This window comes from Nostoc sp. DedQUE02 (genome assembly GCF_034531035.1).
Classification (GTDB): domain Bacteria; phylum Cyanobacteriota; class Cyanobacteriia; order Cyanobacteriales; family Nostocaceae; genus Nostoc.
Window position 1 is genome coordinate 42,631 of sequence record NZ_JAVRBY020000007.1, and the last position, 22,467, is coordinate 65,097.

A 22,467-nucleotide genomic window follows, 5' to 3' on the forward strand; every position below is an offset into this window, starting at 1 on the left:
TCATGCCCTACAGTCAATTCAACATTGACCGAGTGAAACAAGATTTTCACCTGAATACTGTCGAAGGAGTCCGCTTTTTCCCAGACTCGATTGAACCCATTACTCCAAGCTTCAGACTACAAGGTATTTTAGAGGATTTACCGTGGGCGATCGCAGTCGATACAGAAAAAGCTCGTTCCGAGGCGATAATTAATCCTATCTTGCTAGAAGTGCGACGCATCTTCAATTCCACAATTAGCGTGTTTTCAGGGGAAGAGTTTAACGTTGATCCGAGTATTGGACTCAACGATGTATGTGACTTTCTACTTTGCCGTTCACCTGGACAATTAACGGTGGAAGCGCCTGCAATTGTCATTGTTGAAGCAAAAAAATCAGATTTAAAATCTGGATTGGGACAATGCATTGCAGAAATGGTAGCTGCACAGCGATTCAATCAAGCAAGAGAACAACCCTTGACAGCAGTTTACGGTACTGTCAGCAGTGGAACCCAATGGCGATTTCTTAGATTAGAGGGGCAAACAGTCACAATTGATTTAATGGATTATTCGCTTCCTCCTATCGAACCAATTCTGAGCTTTTTGGTGTGGATGGTGAAAGCAGGTTAATTTCATTGCAAAATTGATCGTTAAAATAACTCTTATTTTTATAATTCATAGACATCTAGTGAAAAAATAGAGACTATAGCAATCCGCTTTGATTTCTGTTCGCGAAGCGTGGCGTAGCCATAACTATTTGCGTAGGAGGTAAGAGGCAATAGGCAATAGTCAAGAAACCTCTTTGAGTTGTACTGAATTTTTTCAGAAATCAAATATGAGTCTTATAGCAGTGCTAAGTACAGCCCACCCCAAAAAAGTATGGAATTTAATCATTCGTAGGTTGGGTGGAACCCAGTGAAACCCAACATCAACCCTCGATATTTCCGAACCCCTTTTGCGGTGACGTGTACTAAGTCTCTACAAGGGTTCTGGATAACAGAGATTTAATTTCTGGAAATATCTATTTAGCAGAAGTCAAGTAAGTATTAATCAGTCAAAATATCACTCACACATAAGAAGCGCATGACTACTAAACCGAAGATTTTCATTGATGGAGAATCAGGAACCACAGGCTTACAAATTTACTCACGCCTCAACCAACGCGATGACATCGAGTTAGTTAGCATTGAGGCATCTAAACGTAAAGATGCAACTGAGCGAGCCAAACTAATCAATGCCGTTGATGTTGTCATTCTCTGCCTGCCTGATGATGCGGCCCGTGAAGCTGTTAGCTTAGTTAGTAATACTAGGGTTAAGATCCTTGATGCTAGCACTGCCCATCGCACGGCTCAAGACTGGGTATATGGTTTCCCAGAACTAAATCCAGGACAACGAGAGAAAATTGCCAGCGCCCAGTTTGTCAGCAATCCGGGCTGTTATCCCACAGGATTTTTAGCTTGTATCCGTCCATTGATTGCCAAAAGACTCTTGAACAGTAACTTTCCCATCACCGTTAATGCAGTGTCAGGTTACTCTGGTGGCGGAAAGAATCTGATTAAACAGTATCATAGCTTCCATGAACAGCAAGCTGGGGCAGAGTCGCTCTACCCCTATGGCATCTACGGTTTGCAGTTTGGGCACAAGCACGTCAAAGAAATGCAACATTACTCAGGGTTAGCATTGCCACCGTTATTCGTACCCGCAGTAGGGGATTTTGAGCAGGGGATGCTAGTACAGATACCTTTGCCTCTGGTAACTTTAGATAATCCACCATCAGGTGAGGTTATCTATAAAGCGATCGCTGACTACTACCAAAGTGAAAAGTTTGTGCAGGTTGCTCCATTCCAAGATTCTACACTGCTCAGAGACGGAATATTTTTGGATGCGATGTCTACGACGGGCTACGCCTACGCACTGAATAATACCAATATTCTTCAGGTTTTTGTATTCGCCAACGACACCACCAAAGAAGTGTTGTTAGTTGCTCGTCTTGACAACCTGGGTAAAGGCGCATCAGGAGCCGCAGTCCAAAACCTAAACATCATGCTCGGTTTTCCAGAAGAGTTGGGATTGTCATAAAAGAGGGTTAGGGAGTGGCGAGTAGGAGTTGGGGATGAGGGAGCAGGGGGAGCAGGGGAAGAAATAACTAATAGCCCAATCCCCAATCCCCAATCCCGATTACCTTGATTTTGCTTTCAGTTCTTCGAGCAATTGAATTACATTATGCTCAAATGCTTTGTTTCGCTCTTGAACTGATTCAATTAATGGTTTATCAAAAAGATTAACGACATATTTAGCTAGCTGAATACCTAAAGGTCTTAAATGTCCACCTGCTACAGTGTTGCGAAAATCTTGCGGTGGCTTTTGCAGAATCTTAGTAAACCATTCACAGGTTGATTTAGCAATATTATCTGATTTGAAACAGACTAAACCCATGATATTAAATAGCCCACTATCCTTGATTAAATACTGAGTTTCTTCAACAGTTGGTTTCACACCCCAACCAAGATTATCAATGATATCCGCTAAAAATTGAGGACGAATTGCGCTCCCTGTGTCAGCAATAGCAGGTGCTAATAGGATAGAAACCTGTCCTTTAATAAATACACTGTTAATGTTCATATTCTTATGTACATAAGTGTAAATTAATTTTTTAACTTCATCACTTTTTCGCGTTAGTTCATCAAAGAGAATGTTAATATCTGCAATAACACTTTCGATCTGTGACTCATCCGAAGTATGAGATAGCAGGTTCCGAATAAACTGCTCTCTATCTTGAGGCTTTGGAGGTAGAGCAGTAAATCCTTCTAAGAGCGAGATATATTTACAGCCAAGGCTATGTCCAATCCAAGAAAAGTTTTTATCATCTAGATAAGCTTCATAATCATATCCTGCAACACTTGCAATTTTCACAAGCTCTGGCAGAATTTCATACTGTTCTCTCATGAGAAAACCAGCTTCTACATAATGGTTAAAACTAAAATTAAATGGCAAAAGAATAATTGTATATCCCTGCTCAAATAGAGATTGAAGCAGATAACGATAAAAAAGCATAGGGCCAAATGTACCAAAGAAAGCCCCAGCAATAAATTGAATTACCCCTTTAGGCTTTGGATGTAGAGCAACCCAACTGTGAGAAACCGGTTTAAATCTCAGTTTTAGATTCATATTTACGATGACTTATTCGTAGGTATATGTTGAATCTCCAAACTGAAGTTGCTGTTTTTCGGATTTTTTAAAAGATATTTTTGCAAAAGTCCAGAAATTCAAGATACGTGACATATAGCAATCCGATTTGATTTCTGTTCGCGCGGGGTGGCGTAGCCATACTTATTTGCTTAGGAGGCAAGAGGCAATAGGCAATAGACAATAGTCAGAAGCCTTTTTAAGTTGTACTGAATTTTTCATAAATCAAATATGAGTTCTATACAAATCTTGTAAAGACGTACTATTGCTACGTCCCTATATTGATTTTCACTCATATCTTTATTCCAGAAATGCCAAATTTCTCTTAGACTTCACCTATTTCACCCTTCCCCGGAAACGAATGAAACCATAGGAAGTTAGTGGTGTTCCAGATCCGGTAGCATTGGGTAAATCACCCAAATTCACTACGATCGCACCATTGGTATTAGCACCGCCACAATCGACAACCTTTTTACTTGGATTAATGGGGTCATTGTAGACTGTTGATGGTTCGACACCAGCAGGGAAGTATTGAGCGACATCTCCATCTTGGGTATTGGTAAGAGATTCGGTATTACCGTTATGCTGCCAGATAATTCCTCGATCGGCACTTGGTAAACCCGCGCTGTTTTTGGTGCTGAAGCTATTAAAAGCGGTGGGAATGAAGCTGACATTATTGGGAACGCGATCGCATATCAACACTTTGGGTGCAGTTCCATCACCTGCGGAGAGGAAATAAATGGTGTATTCCATTTCATCACCCGGCTTGACATTACCGCCATAGATGCCGCCAATCATGAAGCTATTTAAGGCTGGCCACTTGTCAGTGTCTTTGGGCGGGTCTGTTGGTGTCGGTTGGGTAGGAATAGTGATGTTATTATCATCGTAGGGATTAGTTGGGGCATCAATATAGCCGACTAAAGAATCCCCCCCAACTGTGGTAGTGCCGCCGTTGATGGCAGTAATTCGCTTGACCAAGAGAACATTAGGATTAGAACAAGTCAGAGTGGTGGTGGCTTGAACGCTCAAGAAGAAACCAGCCAAAGGTGGGCCAGAATCCATGATGATTTCAATGGTGTTAACCCCAGCCTGCCAACCGTTAGTGATGTTAACGGATTTCAATGTCCCATAGTCAGCAGCTTGGGAATTTGCTGTCGGAGTCGGCAGTAGATTTTCTACTCCATTGACCTTAATGCTGACAAATTGATTATCAATCGCCACACCAACGGGTAAGGAAATCGAACTCGTATTGGCATTACTGGGTAAAGTCAGATTCGATGTGAATTTCAGTCGCACCGCGTCAGAAGTACCAGAGATCGGAACACCACTACCATCTTCCCCATTAATTCCGTCTAAATCAGCATCAGTATGCTTGCCATTGATGTTAGTAGATAATCGAAAAGGATAGCTAATCCAGCGAGCATTAGTTGGCTCATTCACCCAAGCACCGTCGAGTTTGCCAACGACTACAGCAGGCATCGGCCCGACTGGACGAGGAGTAGCATAAGGCGTTCCAGTACCGCTAGCGGGGCCAGCAATCCATTGAGTAGTCCAGTTTAAGTCATTTGCTCCTACTGCTAACTGTCCACCAGTAGCACTAATCCCTGTGTTCAACGCAGTTCTATAGTCTGGGCTACAGATTGTAGGCGCGGCATCAGCAGTGATAGTGTAGGATTGGCGAATGCCAAAGTTTTGATTGATGACATTGCTTGTAGTAGTGGTCAGGGCAATATCTCCTAATGTAGCGATCGCCGCATCGATTGTGCCATTGAGGTTTTTGCCTGTATGATACCAGCCACTTGGTAAGCTAGGAGATATAGGTGCGGTTGCCCCAATTGCTAAAGTTGAATCATTAGTAAGCCGTAGCTTCACACTGGAATTTACCGGGACATTGGTGAAACTGTAAGTACCATTAGCTGCGACAGTGGCTTTATCTAGTACAATGCCCTTCGTATCGACGGCATAAATGGTCAGGTTTGCCGATCCGGCATTTGTTCCAGCATCGCTGCCGTTGATGCTAACATCTGCATCAGCATCGCTAAACACCGTCCCGGAAATATTGATGGTCTGCTGCTTAATCCCAAAGTCTTTACTAGAGATGCTTGTGCCAGTATTAAAAGTAGCTGTTGTTAGTGGGCTAGTATTGACCCAGGTAGCAGGAAGCGATGCTGTAGGGGCAGTATTACCGACTGTGCCAGCAGTTGTACTTAAGATAATTTTAACATTGCTTTGATTCAGGGGGACATCGAGAAAAGTATAAGTACCATCTGCTGCAACAGAAGTACTTTTTAATACTTTATTGTTAGAATCTACAAGAATTGCATTTAATAACCCACCTGCATTGGTACCGATTTCTAAGCCAGTATTGATATTATTAAAAGTCCCGTTAGCGCTATTGTCGACATCATTCCAAACCTTGCCACTAAGGAAATCATCATCATAAATCGTATAATTGGAAACGACTGTTGGGGAACCACCACAAGTTGTGGTTGAACTGGCGAAAAAACTAGTTGAAGTTTCTATGGTGAATACGATTGTCCTCACACCTTGAGGAACATTATTATTAATAACAGTAAAGGGAATGGTAAAAACACTAGTGGCATCACTACCATCGTAGTTTCCCGCAGGGATAGTGATATTAAAGGTAGATGTGCCTGATGTTGTATTGTAATCTGTGCCCAAAATTGCTGTTCCACTCACGGAGATAGGAACGCTTATCCCCCCAGTTGGCACTAAACCAACGATTCTGAGTTTGGGGGGGTTAGTTGTAGGGTTAGTTTCTGATTCTGCTGCACCACCCGAACTTGCTGTAAACTCGACCACCGGTTTACCAGCAAATTGCACCTCATCAAGGAAGTTACCTATAGTATTGTTCCCGCCTGCTGTGGAAACAGCCGCAAATCCTACAGGTTTATTCCCAGTAGTCCCGGTGTAAGGAACAGTGCCAGTGTATCGCACCCAGCCATTTCCGGCGTTATTGTTAGTTACAGTAGGAATAGTTGCACCATTCTGTGCTACTGGTTGTGCCGTAACTGTTCCATTGCTAGTTGTTGAGAATTTGCCAAAAACAGTTGGTGTTGGATCGGTAATTAGTCCAATTAAAAAGTTGGCCACATCAGCAACAGTTGAACTTGAACGCCCACGATGTAGAAAAGAGAACGTAATCGTCTCATCTTTAAGGAGGCATAAATTCTGATACAACTCAGAAGCTTGCTCGGCATTTAACTCTGCAAATTGCCTCCCTGCACTAGTTGGTGTCGTTGCTGTGCTAACACTATTAAATCCTGTTGTCCAAATTTCAATGAGTGGTACTGACCCTGGAGATGTATAACCAGTACAGTTACCTGTTCCTGCTTTTACTGAACCATGAGTTGTACTCCAACCAGGGATAAGGTTTTCATTCACTTGAACGTAACATTGTTGATTTGTAGAACCAAAAGCAGGTGACTCAAAGCCAGGATTTAGAAACGATCGCTGGATATATTGAGCCTGCGCTTGTGTAGGTTTAAGTATCAATGTCGCACCAATCAGCCCCCAGCCAAAAAGATTAAAATTTTTCCATAAATTATTCATTAGTAAATCACCATAAAATAACTTTTAAAAAATGTTGATCGTCGCCTTAACTTTAATCATCAATAAGGGCTGATTTCCCTCAAATAAAGCTTCAATCTTTAGCTTGCCCAAAATCGTAGATAATCTACCATCTGTATTCAGATTTACTGTGGCGATCGCTTTTAAATAATGAAAAAAGATTTGATTTAAAATTTAATAAATCTTGGCTATAAATTGACTATTTGTAGAGACGTTGCAATGCAACGTCTCTACATTGTGGATATAAATATCACATCCATAAATTTGTAGGGTTATTTTTGTCTTTGTCCCATTTGATGGGATTATTAATGATGTATTCTCGAATTCGGTCTAAAGAACCATCGACGCGAATGATGTGGTCATAAAATCGAGGCTGCCAAGCAAAATTTTCATAACCATTTTCCCGACACCAACGGGTAACGGCAGATTTATACGATCGTGCGATCGCACTTAATGAACCTGATTTTGGGGATATTTTAGACATGAATTGACGCTGGGTAACGTCGCATAAAGTTTCCTGTTGAATTCTATCGCTTTGTGTAGAGACGTTGCAGTGCAACGTCTCTACATACTGCAACGTCTCTACATTTTGGGATAGGGGTTTATCAATAACTACAATTCCGTGGACATGATTGGGCATAATTATGTATGTATCAATTTGGATATCTTCAAAATGGTTGGGAATTTGTATCCAGTATTTTTGAGCGATTTCTCCTATTTCCGAAAGTTTTACCTGACCTGACACGATCTGACCAAAATGATCGAAGCAATCTTTAGTACAAATGGTGATGAAATACCAACCATTAGCAGCATAATTTCGGTTTGGTAAACGGGTGGACTCTACGCGGTATTTGCCCTGAAATCTTGGTTTGATCATCGTGAAAATTCCCCATCCGTTGTTTACAACCCAATGTAGAGACGTAGCACTGCTACGTCTCTACAAATAAACGTTTTATATCTCACGTTTTTGCATTCCCCTGGTTGCAGCCTTGAGTTTACTCACCAAAGTTTTCCTTGCAGATTCCTGTGGCTGGCGTGGCGGAATTTTTTGCTGTCCAAAGCCGTCAAACAATTCGTTGAGCTTAACCGTAAAGCCTAAGTACGCGCCTCCCGCAGAACGTGTTCCTGAGAAATCTCGATCATCAACTTTACCAAACACATATCCAGCAGAGACGCGCAGATTAGGCGTGAGGTAGTAACCCGTTTCCACAACAAAGCCTGTCTCGCTGTAGCTAGACTGACTAATTACACGAGCCTCACCCACCAAATCCCAGCTATATCCCAAACGATAGGTAGCGCGTAATTGCGCCAGATTTACTGTGCTAGTACCAGCTAAATCAGTGGCTATGTAAGAAGTACTGTTACGCAAGGCATACTTACCGTAGAATTCCCATTGCCAGTTAGGAGCGTAAATAGCTTCTAAAGCAAAGGTATGGTCTTCGGAACCCGTACCACTTCCTAACAAGATAGTGTCAGGGATGGTTGACGGATTTTTGCGATATTCATAACGCAATAAGGCATTAAATTTATCGTTATTGGGGTCGCGGTAGGCTAAACCCAGCTTCAGGCTAGCAGTATCTCCCAATCCTGAAAGCTTTTGATTGGAAGAACCGGCTTGTTGATAACGTACTAAGGCTGTGAGAGCCGGAGAAATTTTACCCGCAGCTGCGGCGGTAATTACTGTATTCCCTCCACCAGAAGAAGAACGATGTTCATAACGGGCGCTGGCTTGAAACTGTGGATTATCACTGTATTCCAGCCCTACACTGTAACTATCACCACCATCAAATCCGATCGCAGATGCTGATTGACCAAAAGCGAAGGGTTGGGCATATTGTTGACCGGCCGCAGTTCGTCCGAAGAAGTTGCCAAATACGTGTTCGTAAGCAACATTCAGCCGCAATCCCGAAGCAATAGTCCAACGATTATTTAGACCAATCGCCCCTTGGGTAGTCATTTCGTTAGCACCACCCAAAATTGAATAACGACCGGTTAAGGTAGTATCTGATCCGAGTTTGTGTTCGCCGTTGACACTCAAACTAGTGATGGAATTACCCGAATATTGACCGCTACTGTAAAACTGTTGGGCTAAACTGACGCTGACACCAGGAATTACCGCCCAATTCAACCCGAAGATGGTGCGGTCTGGGTAAATAGGATCTTTTTGGGAAGATAAACTTAGTTCATTTTGCGCTTGGAAAGTCAGGTTTTTCGCAAGGGGAACTGAAAAACGCGATCGCAGTTGATCGGAATTACTACTCAAGCTGCTGTCGGGGATACGGTCTTCCCGATGACGATGAATCCAATCCAGATCAATAGTAGCTTTACCCAAGCGTTGTTGAATTCCAGCAGAAATCGTCGTCAGCGAGTTATCAACCTTGCTCCCAGGGATGGCTTCATAACGTGGTGCAAATAGTTCTTCAAAGGTATCTAGAGGTTGGGGAGCAATCCCAAAATTATCTTCGTGGTCGTATTGCGCTCTGAGGTTGGTAGTTGAGGTCACTTTAGCTGTAACCTGCGCTCCATAACGAGTTTGTCCTGGGACAAAGCTGATAGTGGCATTATTGGCAAAACCTGTATCAGCAAAACGATAATAGGCACGGCCTTGAATCCCATTAGCAATTTGTCCCTCAGCTTCCAACCGATAAGCATCACCTCTGACTTTTCCCACAACATCAGAATCATTAGTCGAATGGGCATATTCTGCGATTAACTTACCGTTGTCGCCCAAAGCAATCAGCGCATCTGCACCATAGAGTTGAAAGTCGCGTACTCCGTGATTTTCTTGGACATAAGTTGCTCCAATCCAACTTTCCTGATTAAGCTTGCGGGAAAGGTTATATTGCAAACGACCAGCATAGATATTGCCATCAGAGTTTTGACTGTCGTATTGATAGCTAACAACAATCCGACGTACCAATACTTGTCCAGCCTGATCTATATCGGTGCGAAGAATGGGTTCGCGGAATAATAAAGTACCGCGATCGTAATCAATTTCGTAGTCTGGGCCTCGGTTAAGCTGTTTGCGTTCTAATACAGTACCAGGACGATTGAGTTCTTCTAACTCGATAAAAACATTTTCGCTACCTGGTTGTAGGAGTCTACGAGAGAGGAAGTAATAGCCGCTAGTACCATCGGGAGGAATCGTGTCCCGTTGAAATCCTTCTAAATGGTCGCCATAGAAACCTGTAATTTGGAAGTTTCCTAAGTTGTAGTTAGCTTTAAAGCCGTGAAGTTGACGGGTAATTGAAGTAAATTGCTGCGATCGCCGCGCAAATTCTTCTGTGTTATAGTCACCCCACATAGCATAATCAGGGGAAGCTCCAGGGATGCCAGTTGAGCGCTCAAAACGCAAAAATACGCTATCAATGGAAGGAGTAACGACATCAACTTTCGAGCTATCGCCGTAGACTGGATAATTTTGCTCGCTAGATTGGTAAGTTCTAAACAGGCGATTATTACAATCGCAATCTTCATTGAGGCTACGAGAACTGTTGTATGCACCTGTAAACAACCATTCCCCGATCGCACCAGTGGCAAATACCGCCGAGTGAAAATCTAATTGCGTTCCATTGTTTTTGTCAGGAGGGAGGAAATCACGGAAACTACCGTAATAATTTGTACCTCTGGCCCCCAAACGTAAATCCACTACCCCTGTCACCAGACTCGGACGCAGTGCCGTTTCAAATTCTAGTTGGGTAAAGGCTTCTAAATTATTAGCGATCGCCCGAATTCGGACAGTTTCGGCTTTGAGTTGCGATCGCAACATCGCTGTAAATTGTCCTCCTTTCGCCTCCACTTGAAATCCGGGTTCATCGGGCTTGAAGTCTTTCCCGACCAACTCTCCAGCACTGGGTATGAGGGTGACAACAGCATCACGATTAGAGCGATTGCCATTTGCATCAAGCAGTTGACCCCGGATTGTTGCTGTAGAACGTCCATCCGCAGGGATACGAGACTCAACTGTTTCTAAAGTTAGCTGCTGTGGCGCTCCCCGCACTGCGACTTGCACTGTTACAGGAGGTTCTGTTTGTCCAATAATTTGTGCAGAGATGGTGTTTACGCCTTCTTTTAACGAGACACCATACCATGTCTGCGTTACTAAGCTAGTGGTAGCATCACTTTCCGTTCGTCCCACTAAAGAAGGATCTACCAACGCGCCATTTACCCGCAATTCCACTTGACTACCAGCAGGAAACTGCACAATCACCGTGCTAGCTTGGACATCTACAACACTGTCAGCCGTCGGAGTCAGAATTTTGATGGCTGTAGATATGGGGAGAGTGGGAGACACGGGAAAATTTTCATTTACCCCTTGTCCGTTCTCTATTCCTGCTATTTTGCGTAAGCCTCTAGGCAAACCTACCGAAGTTACTGGTTGAAATGGTTGTATTGCCGTTGGAGAAACTTGCAACTGTGTCTCGGTTTCTTTACCTCCATCATTTTTGTTCTTGATTTCGGCTACTTTATTTAAGCTTCTGGGCAAATCAACAGAGTTTACTGGTTGAAACAGTTGTACTTCCGTCTTTTCCTCAATTCCGGCTACTTTATTTAAGCCTGTGGGCAAATCAACAGAGTTTGCTTGTTGAAACGGTTGTATTTCCGTTTCATTTGCCTGGACATCTGGAATTGAAGTATTATTAGTTAGTGTTAAAGAAGTAGAAGAAAATTCATCAGATAGAAACTGCTGCTTAGAACTTCCCAAAAGATGGGGAGACTTCAAAGCCTCTCCCCAGCTAAGAGTTCCCTGCTCCCTTGCCTCTTCTTCAACACCCTTGTGTGCTTGCGAAGGTGAATCAGGGAAAAAAAGATTTTCACTCTTAATTTCAGCTTTGACTATAGCAGGATACAAAAGCAGGCAGAGAGCTACTGGCATTGCCCCCATCAATTTCAGGTTATATATAGTTGCACAGTGCAGTCTGGGTTTCATTTCTTGACTGGCTCCTGAAATGTTGGGGTGAGGGCGAAGTTCATACGTACCAAGCCACCAGGCTCTAAATGCACCAAGCGAGATTGGCTATTTCGTTCGCGGAATTTTTTGTTATGAGCTAGGGTGTAACCAGGTACACTGCTCAGGTCTAGTACACCTGTGTGGTATCCAGGTAAGGCATTAGCCAAGGAGAACAGACCATTAGGATCTGTAGTAATGCGGTTTCCATCCTCCAGAAAAATCACTGCATTTGGTATCCCTGGCTCACCAGCTTGTTGTTCGCCGTCAAAGTTTTTATCAACAAACACCCGACCGATAATCGTGCCACAGTCAGAAACGATTCCTGAGCGAATTTTCAACTGGTGTGTTGCAGGGCCATCCTTAGTGCTAAAACGGTTATCGGCTCGTTGAGCATTAACGATCGCACTGTTGCGACCAGTCCCACGCAATGCATCAGGTGTTAATTGAGCAGCGTAGGCAATATTCAAGACTTTCTCTGTGGGAATGGTTACATCTGTGCGGAATGTCACTGTGTTACCATTGCGCTCTGAGGTGATAGTGACTAGTTGACCATCCACCTCTCCCCGCACAGATTTCGGCAAAAACTCGAATCCTAAAGGTAGGTTGTCGGTGACAAATATATTACTCAAACCAGCATCAGCGAGATTTTTTACTGACAGGCGGTAGATTACTGTATCTCCAGGTTCAGCAGCAGCGCGATCGCCTGTTTTGATAATTTGCAACTGATTGGCTTGACACAAATTTGTAGTGAATTCAAAGGCTAATAAATCTAGTCCCACCGTTTCTGCATTGGGAACTAAAACAACTGTTTGTTCTACTCTGGTTTCGCCTGTGAGACTGATTGGTTGACCATCTAAAGAACTAGCAACATATCGCACGACACTATTACCTTGTGTGCCAGTGCTACTAAGGATTTCAATCTTGATCCGCCGTTGTCTGTAGATAGAATTTGGTGGTGGATTAACTACAAAAATGTAGCTTCTACCTGGATCGGTTTGACCCTTATTCGGATCGAGTAGGAAATTGTAGACACCCGCAGGGTTATTCGTAACAAAGTAGGGGTTACTATTCTCGGTATTTGGCGATCTACCGCCAGGAACATTGTTATTAGGAATATCTGGAAACTCTGTTCGAGTCAAAGCAACCAAGCCGCCTAATTCTGTCCCCGTTGGATCGCTAGAGTTAGGTTCGTATACCCCAACTGAAAAACCTGTATAGTCAGGTAAAATTGTGCCAGCACAACCTAAAATCCGTCCTAAAGGATCAACTAATGGGGTAGGACTAGCATTGATCTGGCTAGAACTTCCTTGATATTGATTATTACTAGCAGAATCTGTATAAGTGTAAGTAGCTTGATTTATTAATGGCGAAGACGCAACTTGATTGTTAGTTTGTTGCGCGATCGCTGGTGTAGATATAGTAGTATGCAAAAAACTTCCCAAAAGAACACTAGCTGTTAACCGTCGCCACCAGCTACTGCTAGAAGTAATTTGCTTTTGGTTTTGAGGACGGCTCACCGAACACATCTCCTATGAAATGTCAAGCTTGTTGTTAATAAAAGCACTTATTTATTTGTGGAAATCCAGTTAAGCCAAAATTTAAAAATTTCGTTTTTAGTTTCCATCTCGAAATACAGTCACAAAGACGGCGTATCCCCGCGTCCCAATCAGCGCACTTGGGTTTGATAAGTTGCTTTCACTGTTGTCTTAGCTGCAAGTGAAGGAATCTGCAAACGGATATGGGTGTAAGCATTGGCTGGTGCTGGTTTTGTTTCCACTTTGCCGTTAGGAAGAGTAACTTTCACAGTGGGATTTTCGACAAAGCTACGCCCGCCATCAATGCTATAAATAACTTTGGCATTGTTGGGAACATTGGTAGAATTCAGCACGTAGACCATTCCTTTCGGAATAGTTTGATTAAACGTCAAATTCTTCACCGGGCGATCGCTCTTATTTTCACCAGTTAAGGTATACCGCAACACATCTCCAGGTTGCACCACAACTTGACCTTTCAAAGGTTCCCATTTCTGACTTTGCTTACCCTGCTGATCCTGTGTCACCACTTGCTTTTCTGCTTCTAAACGCAATTGAATTTGCCCTTGAGTTTTGATATTCTGAGCAACGGCACTTGTAGAATGCCATACATTTGTGATTCCCGGAATTTGACCGAAAAATGGGACTGTAGCAATGAGTGCGATCGCTCCTAAACCTGCAAGATAAAAACGCTTCATAATAAATAACCTCAAAAAAACTTTCAGAGTCTCGATAGTTGACTTATCTTTCCCTGCTTTTGCGAAGAAAGAGTCACGTCGCTTCGCTTTGAATTCAAAATTCAAAATTCAAAATTAATGATCTTTATAAATAAAGGGGCTTGTATCATGAGTCGTTTTCGGTCACTCCCCTATTTGCTTCCTGTTTAGAGGTTGGGGATAAGGTTAACTGGTTGCGGCGATCGCTCTATTAGAATCTGCGAACGTCAAAGTCACCAATCCCCAATCCCAGGGAATTAGTTCACCTTGCGTTGGAAGGTAAATGTTCTTTGAATACCCGGTGCGATCGTGCCAGTTACGGTATTTACATACTTAGCAACATCAGTACTTGCTGTAGTTCCAGTTTGGTCAATGCCAGAGTTAGTAGCTGGATTACCACTGAAGAATTGGATAGTTGAAGCTCCAGAATCTTTAGCTGAACTAACAATGTTGCTAGTATCAATTTGAGTGTTATTGTCGTTGTCTAGCGCCCAGTTATTGGGGGCTTGCGTACCATCTTCAGTAATCACAACTTTGTTAGCATTCAAAATCACGTTACCAGTTCCAGCTTGAGGATCGGAAATATTGCTGTACTGAATTTGGTACTCAATAATGTTTCCTGGTGCAGGCTTTTTCGGATCGATACTGAATGTGCCATCATTCCCCTGGACTACAGGCCCAGTTCCTTGTAAGACTCGCGACAGTTTCAGCAGTTTCAGGAAGCCAGTGTAAACGCGATCGATGGAGATGTTGTTAACCTCACCAGTATCAACTACACCATTATTATTAGTGTCAATAAAGGCAGTAATTGGTACTGGGAAGCCCTTATTGATATCAGTCGATAGTTGCGTACCAGCTGGTAGGTCAACTTCTACGCCATAATTTACACTGCTTCCAGCAGCAACACCAGAGATTTTAATTGGTGTATTATTGGCTGCTAGGGTGAAAGTGCCAACGTTATTGGTGATGCTGTAAGTATAGACAGCAGATTGACTGTTATAGCTAACAGTCACCTTTGTACCATTGGGCAAATCTGTAGCTGTAGCTGGTACTGTTGGTACTATGGTAATGTCGTTAGGGTTAGTCCCACTGTTCTTAATTGTGTTGGTAAAACCAACTGATTGTGGATCAAGCGTACTACCAGGTAATGTGTTAGGAGGAACAAAAGAGGATTTGTTTGTGAAGTCGTCGTTATTATTTGTTGGGCCAACAGCATCAGGTGCATTATTCGGCCCGTTTAAAACTGAGTTTGCTTGGGCGACTGAAACAGTGTAGACGTTGACATTTCCTGTAACAGAATTACCACCTTGGTTGTTATTACCTGTGTCAGTTTGATTGGCGGGAACTGTACCGGGATAATAGCCAGAGTCTACTGTAGTAGGAAAGGCTCCATTAGTGGGGTTGATGTTATCTGGATTTTGATCACCTGAATCGTCAAAGAGTAGAGGGCTATTTGGATCTCCAGCAGTTTTTCCGAACACTTGAGCGATGTTGTTAACATTTGTCGCTGTCGTTCCTGTGATTCCAGTGGTTTTTACTTGTACTATAAAACCTGTAACGGTTGTCCCAGTAGCAACTGAAGAGATAGAGTTAGGATCGTTAATAAAACCAACGCGTTTAACTACACCACCTGTGACATTAGCACTGTTAGTTTTCCATAGAGCCTGATCGGCAGTTGTAGTTGTAGGATCTTCGCCAGCGTAAACCACTATCCACCCTGAAGGAGCGGTTGGGGTTCCATTAAGAGTTGTTGATGCTGGAAGTGCATCAGAAACTAAGATGCGAGTAACTGGATTACCGTCTACATTGATGGTTGTACCAGCTAAAGCTGCGGGTGTTAGCCCACGATTAGTTACGTCGTTACTTTCAACTCGCAAGCTTAAACCATAAGTCAGCACATCATCATTGAGTACGGAAGTGTTACCAGCGTTATAGCCTGTCCGAGTTTTGAGTATTGTGGCTAGAGCAACAGTTTTAGCTGTGTTGCCTACTTGAATTTGCTGGGTAATACTAGATTCTCGTGTACCGTTAACTGGTGTGCCAGGAACTTCCCCACCACCTGCGTTATCAGCATTATCTACAGTATAAACGTCACCACCATCGGGACTCCGCAGTTGGTTTTGGGCATCACCAGGAGTGTTACCAAGGGTAACTTTAATTACGTCGCCCGATTGAGCGCCAGTCTGTACAGTTACCGGCACACGCACCAACACAGTACCACTAACTGGAACTGAGGGTGTATCTACACCACCAGCTGTTACATTTGTCCAAGTTGCACCACCATCTGTACTATATTGCAGTGTGCCACTAGCTGGTGTTACCCCATTTTTATCAGCAGGAAGTACACCAGAAACCGTACCAGGCCCAGTTGTTGTTGCTTGGTTAGGAATATGGAATTTGGTGGGGTCATTACCTACGTTTGTTAGGGTGTAGGTATAGGTTAGTAAATCGTTAATTCCAACACTGCCACCATTGTTATCTGTAACACCTGACGCTGTAACAGTAATACCCGCAACCTCTGCTACAGTCACGGTGACAGTGTTAGAGGTGGAATTTATAGTTGTCCCTGGATTGTTGGGATCTTCGTAGGTTGCTGTCGCAGTGTTACTGATAGATGTACCTCCAGTAGTTCCGTCAGCTAATACAGGTGCGACAAATTGGAAAAGGCTACCAGTTAATAATGCTGTTGCTACTAGAGATTGGTAAACTTGACGCTGCTTGTTGACAGATTGATTTCGATTTACCATAGAAGTAGTTTGTTTGTTTGCTGAACTTGTATCTTGGATTTTGAGACAGGATAAAGTTCGGCAATTCCTTAAAAAATTGCCGATTATAGCCGCCCAAAGCTTCAACATTTCGGGAATGTTATTTAAGAAGTTAAATTACTGGCACTCCTGAGAAACCCTCTTGAGGCAATAACCAGAAATAATTTGTCTACTTGTTTTACGCTTACCCTTGAAAATTAAGGTTGGCAATCGCAAATATCTGTAATTTATTACTGTGTCTTGCTGACTTATCAATGTATTTAGCAATGTAGCTTTTAAAGCAAAAAAAATCTTCCGTGTAAATAAGTAACTTCTTTTGCTGTGAATGAGTGTATCAAAGCTGAAAAATTAGCTTTATTTTGGCAACACATATAGAAATTTTAATGGTTAAACGCAGACTTTAGGAAGACTAGAAGCTATATTTGATAATGCTTTTGAGTTTTTGTTGTTAGAAATCTGTATTACTCTATGGAATTATTTAGATTAAAAAATTGAAAGTTGACTAAGCTATCTAGAGCGTTTAAATGAGATGGGATTTTAAATAAATGCAATTTAATCATAATTATGATGCAATTTAATCATAGCTACTGCCAGTATTAATCCTGGGTATTCTCGCCTGTTTTCTTTTTTTTTAACATTAATAGTATAAGTATAAATACTAACTACAGGGATTACTGATATTAAAGTTTTACAAGAATCATTCGATTCAACACTAAACATACCCGACTTTTTTTATCGGGTATGTTTGACTGGTATTTTTGCTCGTGTTACTATCAGGCGACAGTCGACAGACAAACAGGGAAAGCTAGTTTATGACTCAGGCAATTACAACCCAAACCCAAAGCAGCACTGCCTACTTTCAAGCCTTGAAGTGTAAGGAATGTGGTGCAGAATATGAACTCAAGGCCAGCAATGTTTGTGAGTTATGTTTTGGGCCATTAGAAGTTAAGTATGACTACAACGCCCTACGTCTAACTGTGACTCGTGAAACGATTCAAGCTGGGCCTAATTCCATTTGGCGCTACCGTCCCTTTTTGCCTGTCGCAACTGATAATGTTATTGATGTGGGAACTGGTATGACTCCCTTGGTTCGTTCCCACCGTCTTGCCCGTCGCCTGGGTCTAAATAAGCTTTATATAAAAAATGATGCCGTGAATATGCCCACCCTGAGCTTTAAGGATCGGGTGGTCTCAGTTGCCCTATCTAGAGCGCGAGAGTTGGGTTTCACTACTGTTTCTTGCGCTAGTACTGGTAATTTGGCAAATTCTACAGCTGCGATCGCAGCTCATGCTGGTTTAGACTGCTGTGTGTTCATCCCCGCAGATTTAGAAGCCGGTAAAATTCTCGGTAGCTTGATCTACAGTCCCACTCTCATGGCCGTCAAGGGCAACTACGATCAAGTAAATCGCCTTTGTTCAGAAGTTGCCAATACACATGGTTGGGGTTTTGTCAATATTAATCTGCGTCCTTATTACTCTGAAGGTTCCAAGACGCTAGGTTTTGAAGTTGCAGAACAATTGGGCTGGGAACTACCCGATCATGTTGTTGCTCCTTTGGCATCTGGTTCGCTCTTTACCAAAATTTATAAAGGGTTCCAAGAATTTATCGAAGTTGGTTTGGTAGAAAACAAGAGTGTCCGTTTCAGTGGCGCTCAAGCTGAAGGTTGTTCACCCATCGCCCAAGCTTTCAAAGAAGGACGTGACTTTATTAAGCCAGTTAAACCGAATACAATTGCGAAATCGTTAGCGATCGGCAATCCAGCAGACGGCATTTATGCTGTGGAGTTAGCTCAGAAGACTGGTGGTAACATTGAATCAGTCAATGATGCTGAAATTATTGATGGCATCAAGTTGCTGGCAGAAACCGAAGGCATCTTCACAGAAACAGCTGGTGGTACAACCGTTGCTGTACTGAAAAAACTGGTAGAAGCTGGCAAAATTAATCCAGACGAAACTACTGTGATTTACATCACCGGCAATGGTCTGAAAACTCAAGAAGCAATCCAAGGCTACGTTGGCGAACCCTTGACTATTGATGCGAAACTCGATAGTTTTGAACGGGCGCTAGAGCGATCGCGTACTCTTGATCGCTTGGAATGGCAACAAGTTCTCGTTTAGTTAGGAGTTAGGAGTTATGAGTTTTTTATATTCATAACTCTTTACTCTTAATTTTATTCCTAACTCTCCACTCTTCACTTTTTACTTCTATGGCTGTAAAAGTTTTAGTTCCTACAACTCTTCAGAGTTTTACTAATAATCAAGCTACTTTAGAATCCACCGGTAGCACTATTGCTGAATTGTTAGATTCTTTAGAACAAAGCTTTCCTGGTATCAAATCCCGGTTGTGCGATGAACAAGGTAAGCTACGTCGGTTTGTAAATTTTTACGTCGATAGCGAAGATATCCGCCATTTAGATGGTATAAACACAACTCTTAAAGATGGCGATGAAGTAAGTATTGTCCCAGCTGTCGCTGGTGGTTAATACACAGAACAGCAAATAAAGTAGAAGCCTAACTAGACAATTCTTTGAAAGATTTTCTCGTTCCCAGTCTCTGACTGGGAATTGCCATTAGTGGCTGCCGTTTACCTTACTCATAGCAGAGATGATGCAGTGGTCTTTTAATTCAGCACTTTTCATTTGACCAACTATGTAGTAATTATCTGAGAAAGCCTTTGTTGCCAAGATTCATTGTTATCAATAGTTAAAATAATCCGCTTGTAGGATTCATCTCGCAATTCAATGGTTAAATAATTTGTCTTTCGATTTACATACCAAAACTCTTTACCCCGGTTAGTGTAATAAGTTCCAGCCTTAATCACTCCAGGAACAAAGCTACCAGGGGCACGCAATTCTCGCCAATTACTTTGGGGTTCGGCTGTAGTAACTTGTCGAAGATGGGCTAGCGATATTTGCCAAAGCTTATTCCAGCGAACAGCTAGCAGTTGCTCTTTAAACGTAAATTCTATCTGCAATTTATCATCAACTATATTTAGGTTCATGATGAACTTCCTCGTCAGTAATTTTTTCTTTAGCATGACCGAAAAACTTCCAATCATAATCAGTATTTCCTGGGGATTGGAAAGTGCCAAAATTATTCACTAGGATTGTAAAATTTTTATCAAAACCCCAAATATCGATAGGCTAAGATTTCCACCTTATTAAAGAAGTCGGGGATCTTTTTGTTCGTAATCTAAGTATATCCAATTGATAGTGCGATATCTAGGACAGGTTATGATGCTTGTTCGTGTAGCGTCTCGTTGGCGCTAACAGGAGTAAAACACGCTTTATACTTGGGTAACAGAAGCAAGCTTGTGTACCTCACTTTCCTTGAAATCTGCTATATGCTTCGAGTAACGATTAATTTATACGCTGATAAAACTATCCAATTACAGATAAATGAATACTTGTATTTTATTGGTAAGCATTTGGCAATTTGGCAGATTGTAATTAGAGTATTTTGATATATTGCAGAAATTACCAAGATGTTTTTACTTATTATACAGAAGACGGGCTAACCCCCGTCTTTTATTTTGCTTCTAGTTGGAAAAATCGCTTGGATGCAAGTTATAGGCGTAAAAATTATTCTATTTATTTTAATAACTTTAACATCTAAATTAATCTGCTATAGCCATCTAGCATCTGGCAGATTATTTTTATATTTTAGTATTTGGGGATACTAGGGTAATGTCGTATCAGGTTTTAGGATATTTGCATACATACTATAGGAAGATGCCTTATGAATATAATCATGAGTAAATTAATTCGGGATGTTGTTATGCACTGGATTTATAGAAAGGTTTGGTTCACCACCAAACCTTTTTTATATTTAAAATGGAGCATGGTTGATAGGGAATTGAGTATGGAATATTGCAGATTTTCATTGTTGTTGCGCCTAGTTGGATACAAGCATCGGTGAATACTTAAGTTCAATCATATTCATCTGCAAGCGGAATTAAAAAAGAAAAGTACTCCGCAGAATGCCGATGGTAACTGAGTCGCTATTTGGTGTGTTACCAGGCTCCATAATATGAATTATTCCTGGTGTAATGCTGATATTATCTGTTAGCTGGAAACGATAAAATGCCTCAATTTGAGTAGTCGTCCCTGGTTGCCCACCTGCACGTCCTAAACCTGTATTGATAAAATCAGGGACATTATTCCCTACAGGTAAGTTGCTACTAGTTATTTTAGGAGGTTGACCAACATAAATTCCACCTAGATTTCCTTTAGCAAATAAATCAGGGAAATTCATAAACACCATATAATTTGTCGTCTCTACACTTCCCGATTGCCCAGGAATATAAGATTTAGTATAACCACCCCACGCACCTGCACTAATGTGGGGAGAAATTTGCCAAGTTACAGTCGCACCCACGGCGTTAGTTTGCAGTGGTGCTGATTTTCCAGTGGTGGTATTAACTGTAGTTAAGCATTCATCACCAACAAAGGTTAGTAAACAGCCATCTGAAGAGTAATTGTTAACGTAATACAAACTTAAATCTAGAGTCTCGGTTGGTGTCAGCAGCAATTGCACACCGGTAGTGGTGTTTCCATCAAATAAACCGCTACCTTTATTAGGATTTCCTGGTTTGTAACTAGTATAAATTGCCTGCAAACTAGCGCGTTTAGCAAATTGCCAATCAATAGCTATACCGCCGTGACCGTATCCCATATTTAAAATTGGGTTTCTTTGGGCAAAATAAGACAACGGCCCTGTTGCAGCGCTTTCTACTCGATTGGGGCCTCGGAAAGCAGCTGGCATACTTACACCTTCTGTTCCCACCATTACTGCTAATTTATCTGTTACTAGCCAATGAAAATTGAGGTCACTTACAATCAAGCTATCTGTAGGAAATTCGTAGCCGAGTAGAACATCATTGCGAGAAACACTATTGGTAAATCTAGGTGTAGTTTTTCCTTTACCATCTAAAAGACCTGTAAACAAATAACTACGGGGAGTAATTTGACTAGTTAAATATAGTTGCGCCAGGGAAATAACATTAGTGTTTGTCCCTGCATCATCTGTATCTTTTTGTTCATCTCTAGGATTAACATCGCCACGATTATTAGTACGTCCTTGAATGCCAACTATCAGTAGTCCACTGAGTTTAGTTGTTGTTGAGAATTGATATGCTTCGATTTCGGCAGTTCTGGATTCTAAACTATCGACACGACCCCGCAAAGTTGCTAATTCAGCCGCAAATTCTGAGTGCAGTTTTTGTAATATTGCTAAATCTTCACGAGTAACTAAATCGCTGGTGGCTGTAGTGATTAATTCGTTAACTCTATCTAAACAAGCATTGACTCCGGCAGCAAATTCATACCGAGTTAGGGCGCGATTACCGCGATAGCTGCTATCTGGATAGCCGGCTATACAACCATAACGTTCTACCAAAGACTGTAATGCTTGGAATGCCCAATCGTTGGGTTGTACGTCCTTAAGTTGAGAAACCGATGTAACTTGCGCCATCGGTTCTTCTGGTGAAAGAGAAGGAGATGAGGGAATAATATTATCGCTCTTAATTCCTGACTCTTGAGTAGTTTCTGTATTTATGTACTCTTGTGCTAGTACTTTTTGGGCAACTCCATTTACTCCTGCAATAAGTAACCATGCAAGCATCCATGTTTTGCGATGATTGCGGTTAATAAGTCTACCTTTCAATTTTTTCCACTCTGCTCACATACTTAAGTGATGAGTGTATTCGCGATCATCTAGTGTTCACATGGGGACATTTACGGATTTTGCCCCA

At 42.0% G+C, this 22,467-nt stretch carries 13 protein-coding genes; 4 read left to right on the forward strand and 9 right to left on the reverse strand.

Features of this window, described 5'->3' with window-relative positions:
* Window positions 1–2 precede the first annotated feature (2 nt).
* On the forward strand, window positions 3–605 hold the full coding sequence (locus RMX98_RS09160) for a hypothetical protein (protein WP_322681253.1): 603 nt from the start codon (window positions 3–5) through the stop codon (window positions 603–605).
* 453 nt (window positions 606–1,058) lie between these two features.
* Window positions 1,059–2,054: an N-acetyl-gamma-glutamyl-phosphate reductase gene (gene argC / locus RMX98_RS09165; RefSeq protein WP_322681254.1), complete on the forward strand. Its 996-nt coding sequence runs from the start codon at window positions 1,059–1,061 to the stop codon at window positions 2,052–2,054.
* 99 nt (window positions 2,055–2,153) lie between these two features.
* Here the strand turns inward: argC and RMX98_RS09170 are convergent, their stop codons facing one another.
* The 7 genes from RMX98_RS09170 to RMX98_RS09200 all read right to left on the reverse strand — a co-directional run bounded on the left by RMX98_RS09170 (window position 2,154) and on the right by RMX98_RS09200 (window position 16,698).
* Window positions 2,154–3,143 (reverse strand): DUF1350 family protein, encoded by a 990-nt coding sequence (locus RMX98_RS09170; RefSeq protein ID WP_322681255.1) that lies wholly within the window; start codon window positions 3,141–3,143, stop codon window positions 2,154–2,156.
* A 354-nt stretch (window positions 3,144–3,497) separates the two neighbouring features.
* Complete coding sequence (locus RMX98_RS09175; RefSeq protein ID WP_322681256.1) at window positions 3,498–6,734, reverse strand: hypothetical protein; 3,237 nt, start codon at window positions 6,732–6,734, stop codon at window positions 3,498–3,500.
* A gap of 268 nt (window positions 6,735–7,002) precedes the next feature.
* Window positions 7,003–7,629, reverse strand: coding sequence for a transposase (locus tag RMX98_RS09180; protein WP_322681257.1), 627 nt, complete (start codon window positions 7,627–7,629; stop codon window positions 7,003–7,005).
* A 75-nt stretch (window positions 7,630–7,704) separates the two neighbouring features.
* Window positions 7,705–11,682 (reverse strand): TonB-dependent receptor, encoded by a 3,978-nt coding sequence (locus tag RMX98_RS09185; protein ID WP_322681258.1) that lies wholly within the window; start codon window positions 11,680–11,682, stop codon window positions 7,705–7,707.
* The gene (locus tag RMX98_RS09190; protein WP_322681259.1) at window positions 11,679–13,229 is read right to left on the reverse strand and encodes a hypothetical protein; all 1,551 of its coding nucleotides are present in this window, start codon (window positions 13,227–13,229) and stop codon (window positions 11,679–11,681) included. Before RMX98_RS09190 ends, RMX98_RS09185 begins: the two co-directional genes overlap by 4 nt.
* Window positions 13,230–13,369: 140 nt before the next feature.
* Window positions 13,370–13,933 carry a hypothetical protein gene (locus tag RMX98_RS09195; protein WP_322681260.1) on the reverse strand — a complete coding sequence of 188 codons (564 nt, stop codon included), beginning with the start codon at window positions 13,931–13,933 and terminating at the stop codon, window positions 13,370–13,372.
* Between the two features lie 275 nt (window positions 13,934–14,208).
* Window positions 14,209–16,698: a hypothetical protein gene (locus tag RMX98_RS09200; RefSeq protein WP_322681261.1), complete on the reverse strand. Its 2,490-nt coding sequence runs from the start codon at window positions 16,696–16,698 to the stop codon at window positions 14,209–14,211.
* 830 nt (window positions 16,699–17,528) lie between these two features.
* On the opposite strand from RMX98_RS09200, the gene thrC reads away from it, so the two are divergent.
* Together thrC and RMX98_RS09210 are read left to right on the forward strand one after the other, a co-directional pair.
* On the forward strand, window positions 17,529–18,833 hold the full coding sequence (gene thrC, locus RMX98_RS09205) for a threonine synthase (protein WP_322681262.1): 1,305 nt from the start codon (window positions 17,529–17,531) through the stop codon (window positions 18,831–18,833).
* Between the two features lie 89 nt (window positions 18,834–18,922).
* Window positions 18,923–19,198, forward strand: a complete 276-nt coding sequence (locus RMX98_RS09210) for a ubiquitin-like small modifier protein 1 (protein ID WP_179064724.1) — start codon at window positions 18,923–18,925, stop codon at window positions 19,196–19,198.
* Between the two features lie 164 nt (window positions 19,199–19,362).
* On the opposite strand, the gene RMX98_RS09215 is transcribed toward RMX98_RS09210, so the two are convergent.
* Both RMX98_RS09215 and RMX98_RS09220 read right to left on the reverse strand, forming a co-directional pair.
* Window positions 19,363–19,716: a hypothetical protein gene (locus RMX98_RS09215; protein WP_322681263.1), complete on the reverse strand. Its 354-nt coding sequence runs from the start codon at window positions 19,714–19,716 to the stop codon at window positions 19,363–19,365.
* Window positions 19,717–20,669: 953 nt separating this feature from the next.
* A complete protein-coding gene (locus RMX98_RS09220; protein WP_322681264.1) occupies window positions 20,670–22,337 on the reverse strand; it encodes an iron uptake porin in 1,668 nt (555 codons plus the stop codon).
* Window positions 22,338–22,467: the final 130 nt, after the last annotated feature.

What these genes read in the sequence shown, in the direction of transcription:
- RMX98_RS09220 (WP_322681264.1), bottom strand. Translation starts at nt 22,337, where the DNA reads ATGCTTGCATGGTTACTTATTGCAGGAGTAAATGGAGTTGCCCAAAAA.
- RMX98_RS09180 (WP_322681257.1), bottom strand. Translation starts at nt 7,629, where the DNA reads ATGATCAAACCAAGATTTCAGGGCAAATACCGCGTAGAGTCCACCCGT.
- RMX98_RS09185 (WP_322681258.1), bottom strand. Translation starts at nt 11,682, where the DNA reads ATGAAACCCAGACTGCACTGTGCAACTATATATAACCTGAAATTGATG.
- RMX98_RS09210 (WP_179064724.1), top strand. Translation starts at nt 18,923, where the DNA reads ATGGCTGTAAAAGTTTTAGTTCCTACAACTCTTCAGAGTTTTACTAAT.
- RMX98_RS09215 (WP_322681263.1), bottom strand. Translation starts at nt 19,716, where the DNA reads ATGAACCTAAATATAGTTGATGATAAATTGCAGATAGAATTTACGTTT.
- thrC (WP_322681262.1), top strand. Translation starts at nt 17,529, where the DNA reads ATGACTCAGGCAATTACAACCCAAACCCAAAGCAGCACTGCCTACTTT.
- RMX98_RS09175 (WP_322681256.1), bottom strand. Translation starts at nt 6,734, where the DNA reads ATGAATAATTTATGGAAAAATTTTAATCTTTTTGGCTGGGGGCTGATT.
- RMX98_RS09195 (WP_322681260.1), bottom strand. Translation starts at nt 13,933, where the DNA reads ATGAAGCGTTTTTATCTTGCAGGTTTAGGAGCGATCGCACTCATTGCT.
- RMX98_RS09200 (WP_322681261.1), bottom strand. Translation starts at nt 16,698, where the DNA reads ATGGTAAATCGAAATCAATCTGTCAACAAGCAGCGTCAAGTTTACCAA.
- RMX98_RS09190 (WP_322681259.1), bottom strand. Translation starts at nt 13,229, where the DNA reads ATGTGTTCGGTGAGCCGTCCTCAAAACCAAAAGCAAATTACTTCTAGC.
- RMX98_RS09160 (WP_322681253.1), top strand. Translation starts at nt 3, where the DNA reads ATGCCCTACAGTCAATTCAACATTGACCGAGTGAAACAAGATTTTCAC.
- RMX98_RS09170 (WP_322681255.1), bottom strand. Translation starts at nt 3,143, where the DNA reads ATGAATCTAAAACTGAGATTTAAACCGGTTTCTCACAGTTGGGTTGCT.
- argC (WP_322681254.1), top strand. Translation starts at nt 1,059, where the DNA reads ATGACTACTAAACCGAAGATTTTCATTGATGGAGAATCAGGAACCACA.